Source organism: Pseudomonas sp. IT-P4 (assembly GCF_949767755.1).
GTDB classification, from domain to species: domain Bacteria; phylum Pseudomonadota; class Gammaproteobacteria; order Pseudomonadales; family Pseudomonadaceae; genus Aquipseudomonas; species Aquipseudomonas monachiensis.
This window is the reverse complement of record NZ_CATKPX010000034.1, coordinates 85,060-105,160: the sequence shown is the minus strand read 5'-3', so window position 1 is coordinate 105,160 and position 20,101 is coordinate 85,060. Positions and strand designations below refer to the sequence as shown.

General features: G+C 60.2%; 17 protein-coding genes. 6 read left to right on the top strand and 11 right to left on the bottom strand.

Features of this window, described 5'->3' with window-relative positions; genetic code table 11:
- The first annotated feature begins 47 nt into the window (after positions 1–47).
- From ACM6IT_RS13825 to ACM6IT_RS13805, 5 genes are all read left to right on the top strand, one after another.
- Positions 48–857, top strand: coding sequence for a MetQ/NlpA family ABC transporter substrate-binding protein (locus ACM6IT_RS13825; RefSeq protein WP_414918197.1), 810 nt, complete (start codon positions 48–50; stop codon positions 855–857).
- Between the two features lie 2 nt (positions 858–859).
- The gene (locus ACM6IT_RS13820; protein WP_414918196.1) at positions 860–1,981 is read left to right on the top strand and encodes a methionine ABC transporter ATP-binding protein; all 1,122 of its coding nucleotides are present in this window, start codon (positions 860–862) and stop codon (positions 1,979–1,981) included.
- Positions 1,971–2,615, top strand: a complete 645-nt coding sequence (locus ACM6IT_RS13815; protein WP_056726941.1) for a methionine ABC transporter permease — start codon at positions 1,971–1,973, stop codon at positions 2,613–2,615. Before ACM6IT_RS13820 ends, ACM6IT_RS13815 begins: the two co-directional genes overlap by 11 nt.
- 527 nt (positions 2,616–3,142) lie before the next feature.
- Positions 3,143–3,499 carry a DUF6124 family protein gene (locus tag ACM6IT_RS13810; RefSeq protein ID WP_056726942.1) on the top strand — a complete coding sequence of 119 codons (357 nt, stop codon included), beginning with the start codon at positions 3,143–3,145 and terminating at the stop codon, positions 3,497–3,499.
- 139 nt (positions 3,500–3,638) lie between these two features.
- Complete coding sequence (locus ACM6IT_RS13805; protein WP_414918195.1) at positions 3,639–4,268, top strand: class I SAM-dependent methyltransferase; 630 nt, start codon at positions 3,639–3,641, stop codon at positions 4,266–4,268.
- A 53-nt stretch (positions 4,269–4,321) separates the two neighbouring features.
- Here the strand turns inward: ACM6IT_RS13805 and ACM6IT_RS13800 are convergent, their stop codons facing one another.
- From ACM6IT_RS13800 to ACM6IT_RS13790, 3 genes are read right to left on the bottom strand one after another with little or no spacing between them, the layout of a single operon-like run.
- A complete protein-coding gene (locus tag ACM6IT_RS13800) occupies positions 4,322–7,372 on the bottom strand; it encodes an efflux RND transporter permease subunit (protein WP_056726944.1) in 3,051 nt (1,016 codons plus the stop codon).
- Entirely contained in the window at positions 7,369–8,433 is a 1,065-nt protein-coding gene (locus ACM6IT_RS13795; protein WP_414918194.1) for an efflux RND transporter periplasmic adaptor subunit, read from the bottom strand. The genes ACM6IT_RS13800 and ACM6IT_RS13795 overlap by 4 nt, the downstream gene beginning before the upstream one ends.
- On the bottom strand, positions 8,430–9,533 hold the full coding sequence (locus tag ACM6IT_RS13790; RefSeq protein ID WP_056726946.1) for an efflux RND transporter periplasmic adaptor subunit: 1,104 nt from the start codon (positions 9,531–9,533) through the stop codon (positions 8,430–8,432). Before ACM6IT_RS13790 ends, ACM6IT_RS13795 begins: the two co-directional genes overlap by 4 nt.
- A 177-nt stretch (positions 9,534–9,710) precedes the next feature.
- Between ACM6IT_RS13790 and ACM6IT_RS13785 the strand changes: the two genes are divergently transcribed.
- Positions 9,711–10,907 carry an AAA family ATPase gene (locus ACM6IT_RS13785; protein ID WP_414918193.1) on the top strand — a complete coding sequence of 399 codons (1,197 nt, stop codon included), beginning with the start codon at positions 9,711–9,713 and terminating at the stop codon, positions 10,905–10,907.
- Positions 10,908–10,928: 21 nt separating this feature from the next.
- Here ACM6IT_RS13785 and ACM6IT_RS13780 read toward each other — a convergent pair whose 3' ends face one another.
- The 8 genes from ACM6IT_RS13780 to ACM6IT_RS13745 form a co-directional block, all read right to left on the bottom strand.
- Complete coding sequence (locus ACM6IT_RS13780) at positions 10,929–12,062, bottom strand: RHS repeat-associated core domain-containing protein (RefSeq protein WP_414918192.1); 1,134 nt, start codon at positions 12,060–12,062, stop codon at positions 10,929–10,931.
- 466 nt (positions 12,063–12,528) lie between these two features.
- Complete coding sequence (locus ACM6IT_RS13775; RefSeq protein ID WP_056726949.1) at positions 12,529–13,311, bottom strand: MetQ/NlpA family ABC transporter substrate-binding protein; 783 nt, start codon at positions 13,309–13,311, stop codon at positions 12,529–12,531.
- A gap of 162 nt (positions 13,312–13,473) precedes the next feature.
- Positions 13,474–14,406, bottom strand: a complete 933-nt coding sequence (locus ACM6IT_RS13770; RefSeq protein WP_414918191.1) for a sigma 54-interacting transcriptional regulator — start codon at positions 14,404–14,406, stop codon at positions 13,474–13,476.
- 55 nt (positions 14,407–14,461) lie between these two features.
- Positions 14,462–15,043 (bottom strand): alpha/beta hydrolase, encoded by a 582-nt coding sequence (locus tag ACM6IT_RS13765; RefSeq protein ID WP_008045411.1) that lies wholly within the window; start codon positions 15,041–15,043, stop codon positions 14,462–14,464.
- Positions 15,044–15,371: 328 nt separating this feature from the next.
- Complete coding sequence (locus ACM6IT_RS13760; RefSeq protein ID WP_007972930.1) at positions 15,372–15,773, bottom strand: ExbD/TolR family protein; 402 nt, start codon at positions 15,771–15,773, stop codon at positions 15,372–15,374.
- A 1-nt stretch (position 15,774) separates the two neighbouring features.
- The gene (locus ACM6IT_RS13755) at positions 15,775–16,500 is read right to left on the bottom strand and encodes a MotA/TolQ/ExbB proton channel family protein (protein WP_056726952.1); all 726 of its coding nucleotides are present in this window, start codon (positions 16,498–16,500) and stop codon (positions 15,775–15,777) included.
- A 44-nt stretch (positions 16,501–16,544) separates the two neighbouring features.
- Positions 16,545–17,354 carry an energy transducer TonB gene (locus tag ACM6IT_RS13750; protein WP_056726953.1) on the bottom strand — a complete coding sequence of 270 codons (810 nt, stop codon included), beginning with the start codon at positions 17,352–17,354 and terminating at the stop codon, positions 16,545–16,547.
- 258 nt (positions 17,355–17,612) lie between these two features.
- Positions 17,613–19,973 carry a TonB-dependent receptor gene (locus tag ACM6IT_RS13745; RefSeq protein ID WP_414918190.1) on the bottom strand — a complete coding sequence of 787 codons (2,361 nt, stop codon included), beginning with the start codon at positions 19,971–19,973 and terminating at the stop codon, positions 17,613–17,615.
- Positions 19,974–20,101: the final 128 nt, after the last annotated feature.

Here is a 20,101-nt window from a genome sequence, read left to right as displayed (position 1 = left end):
CGCCACAAATGTGAACCCAATACTGACAATTGACTGGATAACTCATCATGAAAAAGAACTACCTCTCCCACCCAGTCAAAGCACTGGCCCTGGCCCTCGGCCTGTTCAGCTCGGTAACCTTCGCCGCCGACGCCCCACTGAAAATCGGCACCACCGCCGCCTTCGCCATTCCCCTTGAAGCGGCGGTCGAAGAAGCCGGCAAACAAGGCCTGAAAGTCGAACTGGTGGAGTTCAGCGACTGGATCGCACCGAACGTCAGCCTGGCTTCAGGTGACATCGACGTGAACTACTTCCAGCACATCCCGTTCCTGGAAAACGCCAAGGCTGCGGCCGGTTTCGACCTGGTGCCTTTCGCGCCGGGAATCATCAACAACGTCGGCCTCTACTCGAAGAAATACAAAAGCTTCGACGAACTGCCGCAAGGCGCCAGCGTGGCCATCGCCAACGATCCGATCAACAGCGGTCGTGGCTTGCAGTTGCTGGCCAAGGCCGGCCTGATCACCCTCAAGCCCGGCGTCGGCTACAAGGCCACCGAAGAAGACATCATCGCCAACCCGAAGCACATCAAGATCCTCCAGGTCGAAGCCGTGCAACTGGTGCGTGCCTATGACGACGCCGATCTGGTGCAGGGCTACCCGGCCTACATTCGCTTGTCGAAAACCTTCGACGCGGGCTCTGCGCTGCTGTTCGACGGCCTCGATCACAAGGAATACGTGATTCAGTTCGTGATCCAGCCCAAGAGCAAAACCGACCCGCGCCTGATCAAGTTCGTCGACATCTACCAGCACTCACCCGCGGTGCGCGCCGCGCTGGATAAAGCCCACGGCAAGCTCTATCAAGCCGGTTGGGAAAGCTGAACATGACCGCCGCCATTCAACGGCGACTGGAGCTTCCAGAGCCTCAACGCGCTGAACAAACCGAGCTGCATCCCGAGCTCAATCGTGCTCATGTGCGCTTCATCAATCTGGGTAAAACCTACAACGGCCAGCAAGGCCCGGTGGCCGCGTTGCACGGCATCGACCTGGCGATCCAGCGCGGCGAAGTGTTCGGCATCATCGGTCGCAGCGGCGCCGGCAAGTCGTCGCTGATCCGCACCATCAATCGCCTGGAACAACCGAGCAGCGGTCGGGTGCTGATCGATCAAGTGGACATCGGCGAATTCGACGAAGACCGCCTGGTGGCGCTGCGTCGGCGCATCGGCATGATCTTCCAGCACTTCAATCTGATGTCGGCCAAGACCGTTTGGCAGAACGTCGAACTGCCGCTGAAAGTCGCCGGCGTGCCCAAGGAACAACGCGAGCAGAAGGTCCGTGAACTATTGGAGCTGGTGGGCTTGCAGGCCAAGCACAAGGCTTACCCGGCGCAGTTGTCCGGCGGGCAGAAACAGCGCGTGGGCATTGCCCGGGCGCTGGTACATGACCCGGAAATTCTGCTGTGCGACGAAGCCACCTCGGCGCTCGACCCGGAGACCACGCAGTCGATCCTCGGCCTGCTGCGCGAGATCAATCAGCGCCTGGGCCTGACCATTGTGCTGATCACCCACGAGATGGCGGTGATCCGTGAGATCTGTGATCGCGTGGTTGTCCTGGAGCATGGGCGCATCGTCGAGCAAGGCCCGGTGTGGGAAGTGTTCGGCAATCCGCAGCATGAGGTCAGCAAGACAATGCTGGCGCCGTTGCAACATGCATTGCCCAAAGAGCTGCAAAGCCGTTTGCAGGCGCAGCCAAATTCCCCGGACGCCGCCGTGGTCCTGCGTTTGCAGTTCACCGGCAGCCAACGCGACGAACCGGACCTGGCGGCACTGTTCAGCGCCCTCGGAGGCCGTGTGCGATTGCTGCAAGGCGGCGTGGAACGGATTCAGGGCCATGCCCTCGGGCAACTGCTGCTGGCAGTGACCGGCTCGACTCTCGGTGCCGAGCAATTGCGTCAACGCGCCGGCCAATGGGCGCAACAAGTAGAGGTACTGGGCTATGTGGTTTGATCGCTTGCTGCAAGGTTTCATCGACACGTTCTTGATGGTCGGCGTGTCGTCATTGATCGCGCTGTTGGCGGGCATTCCGCTGGCGGTGATCCTGGTCACCAGCTCCAGGGGCGGCATCTACGAAGCCCCGGCACTGAACCGCGCACTGGGTGCATTCGTGAACCTGTTTCGCTCGATTCCGTTCCTGATTTTGATGGTGGCGCTGATTCCGTTCACCCGATTGATCGTAGGCACCACCTACGGCGTATGGGCGGCCGTGGTGCCGTTGACCATCGCCGCTACGCCATTCTTTGCGCGCATTGCCGAAGTCAGCTTGCGCGAGGTCGATCATGGGTTGATCGAAGCGGCGCAAGCCATGGGCTGTCGGCGCTGGCACATCGTTTGGCATGTGTTGTTGCCTGAAGCGCTGCCCGGGATTGTGGGCGGGTTCACCATCACCTTGGTCACCATGATCAACTCCTCGGCCATGGCCGGGGCGATTGGCGCCGGTGGGCTGGGGGACATTGCCTACCGGTATGGATATCAGCGGTTTGACAGCCAGATTATGCTGACGGTGATTGTGTTGCTGGTGGCGGTGGTGGCGGTGATTCAACTCGGTGGGGATCGGTTGGCGCGGGGGTTGAACAAGCGCTGACGAGCTGAAGGTCACCGGGCTTTTGTGGCGAGGGAGCTTGCTCCCGCTGGGCTGCAAAGCAGCCCCAAACCATTCAGTGCGGTGTGTCAGTGAAATTCAGGTGTCAGATTTTGCGATTGCTACGCGATCGAGCGGGAGCAAGCTCCCTCGCCACAGGTGATCACAGACTTCCAGAGGGAAGTTTTCGTACAGGGAAATCAGCCGTTCCGCAGGCTCGTTCCCTTTCTTTTGCAGGACATTTCCTAGATCATTTCGCTCGCTTGCGCCTGCCAAAACCGGTGGCTAGTCTCGGTCCGTCACTGCTCATCAGTGATCGGGTTTAGTAGCCCGGAACAATAGGCGCATAGCGATTCCATGCTCATGTCCGGCAAATTTTGCCGCATGCAGAATATGGTGGCTGTGCGTGGGGCACCTTCGGGTGCACCGGTTTTTCCTATTGACCGGCCTACTAACCTGCGTACAGCCGCCACCCAATCGTTTAGTAGGCGATAAGTGATGGCTCCCATGCAGCAATAGGAGCAACACTCATGAAAAAATCCGTTCCCGATCCACCTCCCGAAAACCCTACCACCGAAACCGTCACCGACGATTTGCTCAGGGATCGTTCCGCGCTTTACCGCGCCATCGATTTCCACCTCACCGGCAAGCAACCCACACCCCCCGATGAAATGCGCTTCTACAACGTCAGCAAGGACGTGAGCTTTGAAGACACCCAGCTCTATGTCGCCGATCTGCTGCGCTGTGCTTCGGTCACGGCGTATCAGTGTGGCGACCAACTGAAGGGCGCCGACCGGGCGATGGTGTACTCGATCTGGCATTTGCTGGAGATTGCCAAGGCGATGGTGGATCACTCCATTGAGTGTTTGGGGATGAAGCAGGGCTGAGCCAAGGCCAAAAGATCGCAGCCTTCGGCAGCTCCTACAGAGTTTGGCGTTCACACGTAGGAGCTGCCGCAGGCTGCGATCTTTCAAAGCGCGAAAGCGCTTATAGTCAACCCATCTCCTTTTTCCTGCGCAGCCGACCATGAAGCAAACACCCGACGACCTCGAACAGATCACCACCACGACCCTGGGCCACTACAACTCGACGGCCGAAAGTTTCCGAGAAGGCACCCGTGATCACGACGTCAGCCAGAACATCGATGCCCTGCTCCGGCACATTCAGGGCGAAGCGCCTTTCGACATTCTCGATTTTGGCTGCGGGCCGGGACGTGATCTGCAGACGTTCACCCGCATGGGCCACAAGGCGGTCGGCCTCGACGGTTCGGAAAAGTTCGCGCAGATGGCCCGTGAGGACAGCGGTTGCGAGGTGTGGCAGCAGGACTTCCTGAAGCTTGATCTGCCGGCCAAGCGTTTCGACGGAATCTTTGCCAATGCGGTGCTGTTTCATGTTCCGCGTCAGGAATTACCACGGGTGTTGAAGCAATTGTGGGGAGCGCTGAAACCGGGTGGTGTGTTGTTCAGTTCCAATCCCCGTGGCGAAAATCAGGAAGGCTGGAACGGACCGCGTTATGGGTCGTATCACGACCTGGCGGCCTGGCAGCATTTGTTGATCGAGGCGGGGTTTGTGGAGCTGGAGCATTACTACCGGCCGGCCGGGCTGCCGCGAGAGCAGCAGCCTTGGTTGGCGAGTGTCTGGCGTAAGGCTGTGTAGTCAATTCGGACGCCATCGCGAGCCTGCTCGCGATGAGCGCGAAGCGCTCGCCCTTACTGCGCCTCCTTTTTCGGCTCACGAATCTTGTACCAGGCCACATACAACGCTGGCAAAAACAGCAGCGTCAGCAAGGTGGCGATGACGATCCCGCCGATCATCGCGTAGGCCATCGGCCCCCAGAACACTTCCCGGGCAATCGGGATCATCCCCATGCTCGCCGCCGCGGCGGTCAGCAGGATCGGCCGACGTCGATGCTCGGTGGCCTGCACCACCGCATCCCACGGCGCGTAGCCCTTCTGCTCGTACTCTTCGATCTGGGTCACCAGGATCACCGAGTTACGGATGATGATACCGATCAGCGCCAGGATCCCGAGGATCGCCACGAAGCCCATCGGCGTACCGGTAGGCACCAGCGCGATCACCACGCCAATCAGCCCCAGCGGCGCGACACTGGCCACCAGGAACAGCTTCTGCACGCTGTGCAGCTGGATCATCAGGAAGGTCGCCATCATGAACAGCATCAGCGGCACCACCTTGGCAATCGGCCCCTGGGCCTTGCCGCTTTCCTCCACCGTACCACCGGTGGCGACCTTGTAGCCCGCCGGCAGTTTGGCTGCGAAAGCGTCGATGGATGGCTTGAGGATTTTCACCAGGTCCGTCGGCTGGATCTCGTCACGAATCGCCGCCTTGATGGTGATGGTCGGCAGGCGATCCCTACGCCATACCAACGGCTGCTCCAGTTCGTAGCGCACCGTGGCAAACGCCAGCAGCGGAATCGACGTGCCACTAGGCGTGACGATTTGCAGGTTCTGCAGGGTTTCCGGCGTTCCGCGCTCGGAATCCACCGCGCGCCCGACCACGTTGATCAGGTAAATGTCGTCATCGACCTGAGTCACCGTCTGGCCGCTGACAATGCCGTTCATCAGGTTGGCCACATCCTCGGAAGACAGCCCCAATTGCCGCGCCTTGTCCTGGGCGATGTCGATGCGCAGGACTTTGCCCGGCTCGTTCCAGTCGTAGATGATCTCGCCAACGTGCGGGTTCTTGTCCAGCTCAGTGGCCAGGTCGATGGCATGTCGGCGTACCTGGTCGATGTCCTTGCCGCTGACCCGGTACTGGATCGGACGCCCTACCGGCGGGCCCATTTCCAGTGCCTGGACATAACCGCCGATGCCGACGAAGTCGTTGCGCAAGCGCTCGCGAAGCTTCTGCATCATGGCTTCACGGGTATGGCCTTTGCTGACGATCACCAACTGCGCGTAGAACGGGTTTTGCAGTTGCTGGTCCAGTGGCAGGTAGAAACGGATCGCGCCCTGACCGACGTAGGTGCTCCAGCGCACGATGTCCGGATCGTCCTTGAGCGTGGCTTCAAGGCGATCGACAGCCCGGCGGGTTTCGTCGAGCGAGGCGTTTTGCGGCAGGTTCAGATCAACCAGGATTTCCGGACGATCCGAAGACGGGAAGAACTGGTTCTGCACGTAACGCATGCTGAACAGCGCCAACACAAAACACAGCACCGTAATGCCGATGGCCCACCAGCGATTGCGCATGCACCACAGCAGCCCACCGTTGAACGCCTTGCCGATGCGCCCGGGTTCACCTTCATGGGGCTTCACGTTGGCACTGAGAATGTGCACGCCGATCACCGGCGCAAACAGCACCGCCACTACCCACGACACCAGCATCGCGCAGGCAATTACCGCAAACAGGGTGTAGGTGTACTCACCGGCGGAGCTGGCGTTCAAGCCGATCGGCACGAAGCCCGCCACTGTCACCAGCGTACCGGTGAGCATCGGGAACGCCGTGGAGGTGTAGGCAAAGGTCGCCGCCTGCTCCTTGGTCTCGCCCATCTCCAGGCGCGTGACCATCATTTCCACGGTGATCATCGCATCGTCCACCAGCAGGCCGAGGGCGATGATCAGTGCACCGAGGGAAATCCGCTGCATGGTGATGCCACTGTATTCCATGAACACAAACACCATCGCCAACACCAACGGGATCGAGCACGCCACCACCAGCCCGGCGCGCACGCCGAGGCTGACGAAGCTGACCAGCAACACGATCACCACCGCCTCGAATAAGGCACTGGTAAAACCGCCGACGGCCTCTTCCACCACTACGGCCTGGTCGGAGACGTTGTAAATGCCGACACCCACCGGCAGGTCGGCGGTCAACTGGTCCATCCGGGCGTGCAAGGCCTTGCCGAACGCCTGGACGTTGCCCCCCGTCTGCATGGCAATCGCCAGGCCGATGGCCTGTTTGCCGTTGTAGCGGAATTCCGGCGAGGCCGGATCGACATAGCCGCGACGAATTTCGGCAATGTCGGCCAGACGATAGTAGCGGTCGTTGAGCTTGAGATTGACCTCGGCCAGGTCTTTCTCCGAAGCGAACTTCCCTGAAGTGCGCACCGAAATCCGCTCCGGCCCGGCCTCGATGACACCCGCCGGGGTCACGGCGTTCTGGGTTTGCAGGCTCTGCACCACCTGACGCTCATCGATACCCAGCGCTGCGAGTTTGCGTGTGGAGAAGTTCAGGTACAGCACTTCATCCTGCTGGCCGACCATTTCGATTTTGCCCAACCCCGGCACGCCGCGAATTTCCATGCGTGCCTGTTCCACGTAGTCGCGCAACTGACGCAGGGTCAGGCCGTCGGCGGTGAAGGCGTAGATCGAGCCGAAGACGTCACCGAACTCGTCGTTGAACGACGGCCCTTGTATGCCTTGCGGGAACTGGTACTTGATGTCGTTGATCTTCTTGCGTACCTGATACCAGATCTCCGGAATGTCCTTGGCACTGGTGGTGTCGCGCAGGTACACATACACCGTGGACTCACCGGGGCGCGTGTAGCTTTTCACATAGTCGAGGGAGTCGAGTTCTTCGAGCTTCTTCTCGATCCGGTCAGTGATCTGCTTGAGGGTTTCCTCCTGGGTCGCCCCCGGCCATTTGCTCTGGATCACCATGGTCTTGATGGTGAACGAAGGGTCTTCTTCGCGCCCCAGGTTGAAGTACGAGAACACACCCATCAGCAATGCGACGAACATCAGATACCAGATGAACGACTGATGCTTGAGGGCCCATTCCGAGAGGTTGAAAGGCCCTTTCATTGACTGTCCTCGTCGATTTTCACTTGCTGCCCCGGTTTGAGGCTGTTCACACCGGCACTGACCACCCGCTCGCCGTTCTTCACGCCGCCAGCCAGCACCACGGTGCTGTCGGTACGGCTGATCACCTGGATGTCACGGGGAGAGACGGTTTTACTCTGTGCATCAATCACCCAGATACGTGGTTTGCCATCGACCTCCTGCAGTGCGGTGACCGGCAATTCGATACGCGGCTTGATCGCCGAACTCAGGGTGACGCTGATGGCCGTACCCAGGCGAAAGCCCGGTGGCGTTTCGGCCAGGGTCAGGCGGGCGCGACGGGTGCGTGTGGCGCTTTGAGCCTTGGGTTCGATTTCGCGGATGATGGCGGTGGTGTTGATGCTCGGGTCCAACTGCGCAGCGACCAGGAACACCACATCGCCGGGCAGTTGATCGACCAGGGTATCGGGCAGGTCGATCACCGCTTCCTTGATGTCTGGTTGCGCCAGGGTCACCACTTGCTGACCGGCCGACACCACTTGCCCGGCCTCGGCACTCCACTGGGTGACCACGGCTTTATGGTCGGCGCGCAGTTCGGTGTAGCCCAGTTGGTCCTTGCTCTGGTTGACGGCCGCCCGGGCCTGATCGAGTGAAGCCTGGGTGGTTTTCAGGTCGGTATTGGCCTCGTCGAGTTGCGCTTGCGCGCCAACCCCACGGTCAAACAAGGCTTGCTGGCGCTGGGCCGTGGCCTTGGCGTTGATCAGTTGCGCCTGGATTTTCGACAGATCGCCCTGGGCCGAGCGCAATTGGTTCTGCTGGTCGGAAGGATCGAGGGTGGCAAGCAGCGTACCCTTCTCCACCTCGGTGCCGACATCAACGTTACGGCTGGCGATTCGCCCACCCACACGGAAACCGGTATCGGTTTCATAGCGCGCCTGGATGCTGCCGGCGAAGCGGCCCAGGTCCTCTTCATTCAAGGTCTGGACCTTGATCGACAGCACCGGCCGTACCGGCGCCGGCGGCGGTTCGCTTTTGGAACAGGCGCTCAGCACCAGCCCGATGGACAACGCCCATAAAGGCTTCATGGCTTGGCTCCCCACGTCAGATCCTTGTAAGTGTTTTCGGCAATTTCGACTTCCATGTCCGGGTGCAAGAGTTGTCCGCCCGCGATGATGACTTTGTCGCCGTCCTTCAACCCGTCGCTGATGATGATCTTGCCAGTCAGGTAGCGGCTGACGGTGACCGAATGCAATTGGGCCTTGCCCTTGTCGTCGACAATCCAGACAGCAGGCTCACTGATGTTTTTGGTCAGTGCCGACCACGGCAACTCGATGACCGACTTGCCCGATCCCCTGGCCGTGGCACTCACCACCGAGCCCAACTGCATGCCGTCGGGCAGTTTGTCGAGACCGACCTTGACCTGCACGGTGCCGGATTGCGCCGACACCGAGGGGGTGACTTCGCGCACGGTGCCGGTGGTCTTGATCGCCGGGTTGTCGAGCAGGCTGAGGACGATGGTTTGATCTTTCGGCTTCTCGGCCAGCAGTGATTCATAGACGTTGAACACCGCATCCCGGTCGCCGTCACGGGCCAGGCTGAAGACCGGCATGGTTGCCTGCACCACCTGGCCAACCTCTGCCTGGCGCTCGGTAATGATCCCCGGCGCATCGGCGATCAGTGCCGTATAGCTCAGTTGATCCTTGGCATTGGCCAACTGCGCCTTGGCGGCGCTCAAGGCACTCTGACTACTGTGCAAGGCTGCCTGGGCCGAGTCGTATTCGCTCTGGCTGGTGTAACCCTTGGGCAGCAGTTTTTGCTGGCGCACGAACGCCGCCGCACTCTGGGTCACCCGCGCCTGTTCGGCGACGACTTGCGCCTGGGCCGAATCGACACTGGTCTGTAGATCCTTCGGGTCGAGCCGGGCCAGCACTTGTTTGGCTGTCACTCGATCACCGACGTCAACCGAGCGCTGGATGATCTTGCCCCCTACACGAAAAGACAGCTCCGTCTGTATCCGTGCCTGGATATCACCGGTGAGGGTAATCGAGGCCGCGTAATCCGCCGGCTTGACGACTTGCACGAACACCCGTGGCAGGTATTCCTGCACGGGTTTTTTTTCGTCGCAAGCCGTCAGCAGGGTGACGACACTCAAGGCCATTACTACTTTCAATCCGGGAACCACCATGCAAACTCCTTGGCCTTTTTCACGTACAACACGACAGAGAGCTTAGAACAGGATGGGAACCTTGCACGAGCGTCTTATGAAGAAAAAGTTCACACTTTTTTAGCCCTGAAACACTTGCCATAGACGCCTGTGCATGCCTGACAATGAGCCCCGGTCGATCCCGCCTCAGGAACCCACATGCTCAAGACTCTCGCCGTGGCCAATTACCGCTCGATCAACAAACTGGTGATCCCGCTGGGCCGGCTGACTCTGATCACCGGCCCCAACGGCAGCGGCAAATCCAACCTGTACCGCGCGCTGCGCCTGCTGGCGGAAACCGCCCACGGCGGCGTGGTCAATGCCCTGGCCCGTGAAGGAGGCCTGGATTCGACATTTTGGGCCGGGCCGGAAAACATCTCCCGGCGCATGCGCACTGGCGAAGTCGCTATCGAGCCCACCGTGCGTCAGGGCGTCAAACGCCTTCGACTGGGGTTTGCGGGAGAGGACTTCGGCTACTCGATCAGCCTCGGCCTGCCCGATTCCAATGGCCATTTCATGCTCCCCGGGCGCAACTCGCCAATACCGTCTTATTTCAGCCTCGACCCGCAGATCAAACGCGAATGCCTGTGGGCCGGGGCGTTCTATCGCCCGGCCAGTCTGCTGGTCGATCGTGACGGCCCGATGATCCGCGCCCGCGCCGATCGCAAGTGGGTTGTATTGGCGCAGCACACACCGACTTTCGACAGCCTGTTCGATCAGGTCGGCAGCCTGCGCGGATCACCGGAAGTGCTGGAAATGCGCGAGTTCATCCGCCGCTGGCGCTTCTACGATCACTTTCGCAGCGATGCCGACGCCCCGGCACGACAACCTCAACTGGGCACCCGCACGCCGGTGCTGCACCACGACGGACGCGACCTGGCGGCGGCCTTGCAGACGATCATTGAAATCGGTGATCCCGAGGCTTTACGGACGGCGATCAGCGACGCCTTCCCCGGCGCCAGACTGAACATCGAACCACTGCCTGGCGGGCGCTTCGCCATCGAGTTCTTTCAGGAAGGTTTGTTGCGGCCGCTGTCGGCCGCCGAGCTGTCGGACGGAACGTTGCGTTACCTGCTGCTGGTCGCGGCGCTGCTGACGCCACGACCGCCGACGTTGATGGTGCTGAACGAACCGGAAACCAGCCTGCACCCGGACCTGCTGCCCGCGCTGGCACGCTTGATCATCCGCGCCTCCGAGCAGTGCCAGGTGTGGGTGGTGTCCCATGCCCGGCGCTTGATTTCAGCCTTGCAGGAAGACCCGGAGTGCAATTGCATCGTGCTGGAGAAGAATCTCGGGCAGACCGGGATTGTCGGGCAACGGATGCTGGATGAGCCGGCATGGTACTGGCCGGAGTGAGTGTGAATGTCAGACGCTGAGTTAGCGGCTATAGCGACGACGGATCCGATTGGCACTCATCGACATTTCAGATGATCTGTTGGGAGGGTCGAAGCTGAAAGAGCTATCAACAAAGGTCCCTGGCGTCGCGGGCGGAGCGGAAGGTCGAAGTGAGCCTGAGGAAGCAGGGGGGGATACAGGGGGAGCTGAAGGCGTGAACGGGCCCATATCAATGATAGTGTCTACACGCGATGCTGCCCTTTGAGGTAAGACGGAAGGCATACCGCCAGCCAGATTTCTCAACGCTGGAAGTACCGCTACATCACGTGCCGCCCACCAGGATCCCAATCGTCCAATCGCCGAGGTGCTCATCAACCCCAGAGAGGTATTGGCCAGAGGCGCAAGCAAAGTAGAGGTTGGGTTGATGGCAGCAGTAATCGTACTCCCCAGACCGACCGTAGCCCCAGCCACACCCGACACGCCGGCGACTACGGATGACACAGCACCCGCCGTATGTCGTAGGGGCAAGCGGAAAAAGGCTCCATTCGCCAGCGCGTCCACCCCGACCTGAAAGGGAATGCTTGGTCTCAGCGTGATGATCGAATTAAACAGCGTGCCGATACTGGTCAGTATTCTGGCAATGACTTCAAACCGCCCAGTCGGATCACTGAAATTCACCGGATCGCCTAAACAATACGCATACGGATTCAACCCACCCCGCCCAAACGGACTCAGGCCATCCGGGCTGTTGAAGCGCATCAGCACCGGGTTGAACGCCCGATGCCCGTTGCCCAGCAGATAATGACCGGTGGCCGGATCGAGCGCTTCGCCGGTGAATCCGAGCAAACTGCCGGGACCACTTTCGAGCCGCCGATGACCGTAGGGCGCGTAGACCTGGCGCACAACTCCGTCAGGTCCGGCCAACTGCAATACCGAACGTTGCTGATCGGTGACCAGCAACTGGCTGTCGCGCTCGACGCCGTCAAACGATTGCACTGCCAGCAGTTGCCTGTCGTGTTGAAGCACACAGTGCCCACCCTGACCTTTCAGTTGCGTCACCAGATGTTCGCCGCAGTAGAAACGGGTCAGTTTTTCCAGCTCCGACGGCTCCAGTTCGACCAACCGGTCCAGGGCATCATAGCGGTAGCGATTGAGGGGGTGAGTCAATGCGCTCATGAGGGTCAACTCCCGGCGAGGGAAGCAGTTTGCACCCGTTTGAATACGCCGGCACCTAGCAGAACTGTTAGTGCAGGGAGAAAACTGACGCCCGGGTTTGCCCAGACAAGAGAGGACAGCTACTTTCCCTTACACCGTAGGAAGGATCTTTTTTTCGAAACGCTGCTCCAAGGACGAACCACTTTTGGCCAGACTCCCGGCCAAAACCTCACAAGGACGAGAACATGGCAGACGTACAACCGCCGCAACGGCTGGATCCGCAGGACATTGTGAAACTCTTGATGGCGTTGCGCAGGGCCTTGAAGACCAAGCCGGCTTGAAGGTTACAGCAGCCCCCGGAGTTGTTTTTTGTGGCGAGGGAGCTTGCTCCCGCTGGGTTGCGGAGCATAAAACCAGCACACATAAAAAACGCCGACGCTAAATCAGCCGTCGGCGTTTGAAACCTTAAAGGGGTTTGCTTCGCGAATCAGAACGCCGGCAATACCGCGCCGCTGTATTTCTTCTCGATGAATGCTTTTACTTCCGGGCTGGTCAGGGCCTTGGCCAGTTTCTGGATGGCGACGCTGTCCTTGTTGTCCGGACGGGCCACCAGGTAGTTCACGTAAGGCGAATCGGCACCTTCAATGATCAGCGCGTCTTTCGCCGGATTCAGGCCCGCTTCCAGTGCGTAGTTGGTGTTGATCATGTCCAGGTCGACCTGATCCAGCACACGCGGCAACATGGCCGATTCGAGCTCCTTGAACTTGAAGTTGTGCGGGTTCTTGGCAATGTCTTTCGGGGTCGACACGGCGTTTTTCGGGTCTTTCAACTCGATCAGGCCAGCCTTCTGCAGCAGGATCAGGGCACGGCCGCTGTTGCTGCCTTCGTTCGGGATGGCAATGGTCGCGCCGTCTTTCAGTTCAGCCAGGGTTTTGATTTTCTTCGAGTAGCCGCCGAAGGGTTCAACGTGAACACCGATCACGGTTTCCAGGTGAGTGCCTTTGCCTTCGTTGAAGCTCTTCAGGTACGGCAGGGTCTGGAAGTAGTTGGCGTCCAGACGCTTCTGGTCGACCTGCACGTTCGGCTGAACGTAGTCGGTGAACACCTTGATTTCCAGGTCCACGCCTTCTTTGGCGAGGGTTGGCTTGATCAGCTCAAGGATCTCGGCGTGTGGCACCGGAGTCGCGGCAACCACCAGCTTCTCGCCAGCCTGGGCCAGACCCGTGGTCAGGGCAGCCGCCAGTGCGGTGAACAACAGAACCTTTTTCATGCAGTGTCCTTATCGAAAATCACAGTCGCTTGTGGCGACGGCTTGAATATGAGAGTGCCAGTGAAGTGCTATCGCTGGCGTGAAGCGGACAATACCGGGATTTTTTATTCCCGAACAATAACGTTTATTCAGCTTCATATTCCATTTTGTTCATACAGCGCATCAAAGCGTCTGCGTCAGGCTTTCCAGCAAGTGCTTGAGTGCCGAACGCTCGCCGGCAGTGCCGTTTTTGCTTGTATAAACAATGTGTTGCTCGATTTTTTCCAGCGAAATCGAGGGCTCCGACAGGTTCAAATGCTCCGGCAAAATCTCGTCGCCCGTACTCACCAGCAGTGCAAAGTGAATGATGTTTTCCAGCTCCCGGGTATTGCCCGGCCAACTGTGGCGTTCCAGCACAAGCTGCGCCGCTTCGCTGATCAGCGGCACAGGCAAGTCGAGACGCTGGCTGTAGATCCCGAGGAAGTATTCGGCCAGCGACAGGATGTCACCCGTGCGCTCGCGCAGCGCCGGCAGTTCGAGCTGGCCTTCGCTGAGGTAGTGATAGAGCCGTTCATGGAATTTTCCGGCGGCAACCGCCTGGGCCAGATCGATGCTGGTGGCCGCCACCAGTCGCACGTCCACCGGGCTCGGTTGCTGGGCACCGACGCGGGTGACTTCGTGGTTTTCCAGCGCGGCGAGCAATTTGATCTGGATCGGCAACGGCAAATCGCCGATTTCGTCCAGGTACAACGTGCCGCCGTTGGCCGAACCGAACCACCCGGCGCGGCTGCTCGCCGAGCCGCTGTAGCTGCCCGCCGCATAGCCAAACAACTCGGCGTCGGCGTAGGTCGGGCTGATGGCCCCGCAGTTGACCGAGACGAACAACCCGCCGCGATCACTGGCGCGGTGGATATGGCGGGCCAGCAACTCCTTGCCGGTGCCGGTTTCGCCACGGATAAGCACTGACACTGAACGCGTGGCCAGTTGCTCAAGGTCTTCACGTAATTGCCGTGACCGTGGATCGACAAACACCAGCGCCTTGGCACGGATGCTCAGGGGACTTTTTTCAGCATCGGGAAAGGTCAGCAGTGGCTGGCCGAAGGTTTCGAAGCTCATGGCAGACTCCCGCCCAAAACCGCCGGGAGACGGGGGCGTTAAATAAGGAAAGTGTTCAAGCGCGGCGCAGGGCGTGGTGTTCCATGCGGTTTTGCAGTCGATAGAGGTAGGCAAAACCCTGCTCCCAACGCTGGTGACCGGACTTCACGTTGATATGCCCCGCCCCCGCCAGAATCCCCGCCTCGGCGCCCCAGTTACGCGCCAGCTCCAGGGCTCGTGGTGCACTGACGGCGCTGTCGTTGTCGGAGCTGACAACCTGGCTGGGGAACGGCAGCAGATCCGTCGGGATCGGCGCGAAATTGCGCAAGGCCGGCGCGCAGGCCGGGCGTTCGACATCGGCCGGCGCGACGAGCAAGGCGCCGCGCACTTGACGCAAAAACTGCACGGGGGCACTCGCGGCCCAATGGGCGACGGTGATGCAGCCCAGGCTGTGGGCAATGAGAATCACCGGCGTGCTGTCGGCGGCAATCGCCTCGGCCAGCGCCGCGACCCAGTCTTCACGGCGCGGCGTCAGCCAGTCGGCCTGTTCCACCCGTGCGCTGTTCGGCAGGCTGTTCTGCCAGTGGCTTTGCCAATGATCTTCTGGCGATCCTTGCCAGCCCGGCACAATCAGGTAGCGAATTGATTCGTTGCGCATGGGGGAGCTCTCCTGCTGCGTGTCTGTTCCCGGTCGAGTATAGGGAGAGGATTTATATTCGTTAAGGAATAAGAAGCTATTTATTAAGATCTAAAATGAATATTAATTTTCATCTTGCACTACCCCTGTGGCGAGGGAGCTTGCTCCCGTTCGGGTGCGCAGCAGCCGCAAATCAGCGAATGCGATTTACCTGGAAAACCTCGATACAAGACTTTGGGGTCGCTTCGCAACCCAACGGGAGCAAGCTCCCTCGCCACAAAAGCACTGTCGCGACATAAAAAAAGGGCCGCACCCTGCCAAGGAGACGGCCCCGGAAAACGAAAATCTGTTAACGCGCAGTAATCACCGACAACTTGGTAATCCCTGCCCGTTCAATCGACGCCATGGCCCGCGCCACCTCGCCGTAATTCACCCCATCGTCCGCCTGCAACTGCACGCGCACCTCGGGGTCCTTGGCCTTCGCCGACTTGAGGTTGAACTCCAGCAAGTCCGGTTGTATCTCGTCCTTGTTGATAAACAGTTTGCCGGCACCGTCGATGCTCACCACCAAGGGGTCTTTCTGCTCCACCGGCGCCACCGCTTCGGTCTTGGGCAGGTTGATCGGTATCGCGTTGGTCAGCAGCGGCGCGGTGACGATGAACACCACCAGCAACACCAGCATCACATCCACCAACGGTGTCACGTTGATCTCGCTGAGCACCTCGTCAGTGTCTTGCGTGGAGAAGGCCATATCAGGACGCCTCCTTCACTTTCTGCGCATTGCCCTGGGCTACCGCCTTGTGCGCCGTCGGGTGGATCAGCACACGGAACGAACTCTTCTGCGCCAGGCTGTAGAAGTCGTGGGCGAAGTCATCCAGGTCCGCCGCCGTCAGTTTCAAACGACGCAAAAAATAGTTGTAAACCAGCACCGCCGGCACCGCGACGGCGATCCCGACGCCGGTGGCGACCAGTGCCGCGCCAATCGGCCCGGCGACCGTTTCAAGACTTGCCGAGCCCGCCGCGCTGATGCCTTTCAACGCTTCCATGATTCCCCACACCGTGCCGAACAAACCAATGAACGGCGAGGTGCTGCCAATGCTCGCGACCACCGCCAACCCGGTTTCCAGCGACCGACGCTCACGCACGATCTGCTGACGCAAGGCACGCTCCAGACGATCCTGATGATTGATCGCCTGACTCAAGTCCGCCGCCTGCGGCGTCTCGCCCACCTGGATGGCCGCATAACCGGCCTGTGCAACCCGGGCTGCCGCCCCTGGCCTGGTTTCGCTCAGCTCCGCCGCCGAGTCGAGGCTCGAAGCCGCCCAGAACTGTTGATGAAACTTTCGATCCTGTGACTTGAGTCGAGCGAACTGCACGCCCTTGAGCAATGCCAGACCCCATGTCGCGACGGAAAAAACCACCAGCAGCCAGATCACCGCGCTTTCGATGGATTCAAGTGGAGATGCCAGTAACGTCATGGTGTATTCCTCGTGTAAACGTTTCGCGCGAATTTGGTTTCGGTTTAATGAATCTTGAAATCGATAGGCACGCTGACCCAGCCGTCCCGGGCGACATCACCTTGCTTGGCCGGCACGAAACTCCAGCGTTTCACCGCGTTCAGCGCCGCTTCGTCGAGTGCATCGCGACCGCTGCTTTTCTGCAGCTGGATCTCGCCGGGCTTGCCGCTGGCCAGCACATGCACGCGCAACAACACCGTGCCTTCCCAGCCTTTACGCTGGGCCAGCGACGGGTATTCCGGCGCCGGGTTTTTCAAGTAACCGGCGGTGGCCGAGGCCGGTGTCACAGGTGCGGGCGCTGGAGGTGCAGGTGGCGCCGGGGCCGCGACAGGCGCTACCGGTTGTGGCGGCACAGGTGGTTGTTCAACGGCTTTTGGCGCCGGTTTCACTAACGGTTTGGCCACCGGTTTGGGCTTGGGAACCGGCTTCGGTGGAGGTGGTTTCACCGCCAGTTCGTCTTCCACGGGAGGAGGCGGCTCCACCACAGGCTGGACAGGTTGCGGTGGCGGCGGCTCGACCACCGGTGGCGCCGGACGCGAGAACTCGATGGTCATCGGCGGAATCTCCGGTGGCACGATGGGCAGCACGGTGGTCGGTTGCTGATTGACCCAATAGATCACCGCGCCATGCACCAGCAACGCCAGCACGCCCAGCACGATCGCTTCTCGTCGGCGAAGGACGTCTTTGGGCGCACGCTGCAAACGCAACTGGCCCAAGGGCACCCGGTGCGGTCGGCCGAGGTCGACCAACTCACCACCGGGTGCCTGGCGCCACAGCACTTCATGCGCGCTGGCGGCGGTCTGGACATTGCCCATTGTTTAACTCCCTGCGGTCTCTTTGCGGACTACCGGAACGTCGTACTGAACATCCCCCGACGACGTCCCGGTAGAGCAATCATTGGCTTGAACGCTTAGTTCTGAAAGTAATGTTTAAACTTATGTTTAGACCTTAAGCGAATATATAAACCATCAATCCACCGCCAGAGCCCGCCGTTCAAGGGCTCCGGCGTAGCGGGGAAAAACCGATGCCTTGCCCGCATTGAAAGTATTCATCCAAGGCATGGTTTTTCGCCGTCAGAAGTCATATCGGCCGGTCACGCCCAGCGTCCGCGGGGTCCCGAGCAGGCCTTCATAACCGCCATTGGCGGCCGTCCACAACGTCGTGTAATAGGTTTTGTCGAAGGCGTTTTTCAGCCACAGCGAAACGTCCCATTGCCCCTGGTTGAAGTCGCCGCGAAGGCCGGTGGACAGGTTGACCACCGCATAACTCGGGATCTGTCCGAAGTCGGAATCTTCCACCGTGCCCACCGCTTTGGAGCGGAACGCATAGCTGGCGGTGACGTACTCTTCGAAGCCGTTGCTCAGGTTCCATTTGTATTCGCCGTTGGCGTTGCCGATCCATTTCGAAGCACCCACCACTTGATGGCCGCTGAGGTCGCAGGACGCTGGAGCGCCCGGCGCCAGGCTGACTTCCGGTGGGCACGGCGCATCCTTGTAGGAGAGGTAGCTGACGTCGTTGTACGAGCCGTTGATGTTCAGCGTCAGGCCACGCAGCGGGATCAGGGTGCTTTCGAACTCCACGCCACGGGAGCGCACGGAACCGGCGTTGGTCAGGTATTGCACGCGATTGACGTCGTCGTAGGCGTTGGTCTGGTAGCCATTGACCTGGGTCCAGAACAGGTTGGCGTTGAGTTGCAGGCGACGGTCCCACAGGGTGCTCTTGAAACCGAGCTCGGCATTGTTGGCGCGCTCGGTGCCGATCAGCAGCGAGTCGGCGCCGGCAACCGGTGCCGTGCCCACCGCCAGGTTGACCCCGCCGGATTTTTCGCCATGGGACAAGGTGGCGTAAGTGAGCAGGTCGTCGGTGAGGCGGTAACTGAGGTTCAACAAACCCGAGGGGCTGGAGCTGTACTGATTCAGATCGCCGGAATCGTATGCGCCGGCACGACCACGCCTCGCCGCGGCCGCCGCACCGGTTACCGCAACGCCACCGACCGGTGCATCGCGCGTGACATTGGCGTTTTTCTCTTCATAGGTGCCACGCAGCCCGGCGGTGAAGTCCAGGCGTTCGGTCAGGTGCCAGGTGCCCTGGGCGAACAGCGCAAAGCTGTTGGTTTCGATATGCCCGTTGCCGACGCTGTCGACATTGTTCAACGCACCGTTTGGCGTACCGCTCCAGATGTCCGCTTGCGGGCCGTAATAGGTGAAGGATTTGTTGTCCAGGTCGGAACCGAAGTAGTAGGCGCCGAGCACGTAATCGAAGAATCCACCGGTAGGCGACGCCAGGCGGAACTCCTGTGAGTACTGCTTATCCTCCACCGAAACACCAGCGTTGTAGAAGGCGGTTACGTTCAGGCCGTCATCGTTGCGCGGGGTGAAATTCCACCAGCGATAGGAGCTGATAGAGGTCAGGGTGAAGTCGCTTGGCAATGTCCAGTTGGCCTCGACCGAGGTACCGCCCTGATGCACAGTGACGTGTTGTTCGTTGTTCAGGTTGACCTTGCGGTGCGTGCCGTCAACCAGTGTCGCGCCCGCCGCGTTGGCCCGGGTCTGATACAGGTTGGTGCCATTGATGGTCGGGCCGGTGCTGTACAGCACACGTGTGCCGGCGCTGGAATCTTCCTCGTTGTAGTCGCCGATCCAGCGCAGGTTGAATGACTCGTTGGGCTTGAACAGCAACTGCCCACGGAAGCCTTCGCGGGAGCCACCGTTTAAATCGTGGCCGTCGAATTCGTTCTTGATGTCGCCATCGCTGCGGGTGCGATACGCGGAAAAACGTCCGGCCAGTTCGTCATTCAACGGGCCGGAAATCGTACCTTTGGTCTGGAAGTATCCGTCCTCGCCCACGGAAGATTCGATGCTGCGTTCAGGGGTGAAGGTCGGCGCGCGGGTGCTGATGTTGATCACCCCGGCGGTGGTGTTCTTGCCGAACAAGGTGCCCTGCGGACCGCGCAGCACTTCGAGCTGCTCGATGTCCATCAGGTCGAATACGGCCATACCGGGACGGCCCAGGTAAACGTTGTCGATGTACAGGCCGACACTGCCTTCCAGGCCATCGCTGGCCGGATTATTGCCCAGGCCTCGGATCGACACGCTGGACTGGCGCGCATGCATGTAGGCGACGTTGACGCTAGGCACCAGCTGCTGCAGATCCTGGATGCGATAGACCCGTTGGGTTTCCAGGGTCTGGCCGCTGACCACGCTCATTGGCGTTGGTACATCCTGCGAGCTTTCTTCGCGGCGGCGAGTGGTGACCGTCACGGTTTCCAGTTGCGCGCTGTCGGCCGTGGCGGTTTTAACGGGGGTGGTTTCCGGGGTAGCGCTTTCGGCCGCATAGCCCTGGGTCCAACTGGCGCTGCCGGCCAGCAATAGCGCGAGGGGCAGGCGTTTGAGCCGTTGGGGTGAAGAGGTTGAAGCGACGTGCAACGGACTCATAAGGCAGGGTTCCCGATCAAAGTAAATTCTTTGTTGCTTGCCAGGCCGCCATCGCGAGCAAGCTCGCTCCCACAGGGGATCTCCAGTGTTCACACGGTCAGTGTGGGAGCGAGCCCGCTGGCGATAGC

Excerpts from the sequence above, each read along its gene's own strand:
- ACM6IT_RS13825 (WP_414918197.1), top strand. The coding sequence starts at position 48 with ATGAAAAAGAACTACCTCTCCCACCCAGTCAAAGCACTGGCCCTGGCC.
- ACM6IT_RS13750 (WP_056726953.1), bottom strand. The coding sequence starts at position 17,354 with ATGGGCAATGTCCAGACCGCCGCCAGCGCGCATGAAGTGCTGTGGCGC.
- ACM6IT_RS13765 (WP_008045411.1), bottom strand. The coding sequence starts at position 15,043 with ATGCGCAACGAATCAATTCGCTACCTGATTGTGCCGGGCTGGCAAGGA.
- ACM6IT_RS13745 (WP_414918190.1), bottom strand. The coding sequence starts at position 19,973 with ATGAGTCCGTTGCACGTCGCTTCAACCTCTTCACCCCAACGGCTCAAA.
- ACM6IT_RS13785 (WP_414918193.1), top strand. The coding sequence starts at position 9,711 with ATGCTCAAGACTCTCGCCGTGGCCAATTACCGCTCGATCAACAAACTG.
- ACM6IT_RS13770 (WP_414918191.1), bottom strand. The coding sequence starts at position 14,406 with ATGAGCTTCGAAACCTTCGGCCAGCCACTGCTGACCTTTCCCGATGCT.
- ACM6IT_RS13820 (WP_414918196.1), top strand. The coding sequence starts at position 860 with ATGACCGCCGCCATTCAACGGCGACTGGAGCTTCCAGAGCCTCAACGC.
- ACM6IT_RS13810 (WP_056726942.1), top strand. The coding sequence starts at position 3,143 with ATGAAAAAATCCGTTCCCGATCCACCTCCCGAAAACCCTACCACCGAA.
- ACM6IT_RS13760 (WP_007972930.1), bottom strand. The coding sequence starts at position 15,773 with ATGGCCTTCTCCACGCAAGACACTGACGAGGTGCTCAGCGAGATCAAC.
- ACM6IT_RS13805 (WP_414918195.1), top strand. The coding sequence starts at position 3,639 with ATGAAGCAAACACCCGACGACCTCGAACAGATCACCACCACGACCCTG.
- ACM6IT_RS13800 (WP_056726944.1), bottom strand. The coding sequence starts at position 7,372 with ATGAAAGGGCCTTTCAACCTCTCGGAATGGGCCCTCAAGCATCAGTCG.
- ACM6IT_RS13755 (WP_056726952.1), bottom strand. The coding sequence starts at position 16,500 with ATGACGTTACTGGCATCTCCACTTGAATCCATCGAAAGCGCGGTGATC.
- ACM6IT_RS13780 (WP_414918192.1), bottom strand. The coding sequence starts at position 12,062 with ATGAGCGCATTGACTCACCCCCTCAATCGCTACCGCTATGATGCCCTG.
- ACM6IT_RS13795 (WP_414918194.1), bottom strand. The coding sequence starts at position 8,433 with ATGAAGCCTTTATGGGCGTTGTCCATCGGGCTGGTGCTGAGCGCCTGT.
- ACM6IT_RS13775 (WP_056726949.1), bottom strand. The coding sequence starts at position 13,311 with ATGAAAAAGGTTCTGTTGTTCACCGCACTGGCGGCTGCCCTGACCACG.
- ACM6IT_RS13790 (WP_056726946.1), bottom strand. The coding sequence starts at position 9,533 with ATGGTGGTTCCCGGATTGAAAGTAGTAATGGCCTTGAGTGTCGTCACC.
- ACM6IT_RS13815 (WP_056726941.1), top strand. The coding sequence starts at position 1,971 with ATGTGGTTTGATCGCTTGCTGCAAGGTTTCATCGACACGTTCTTGATG.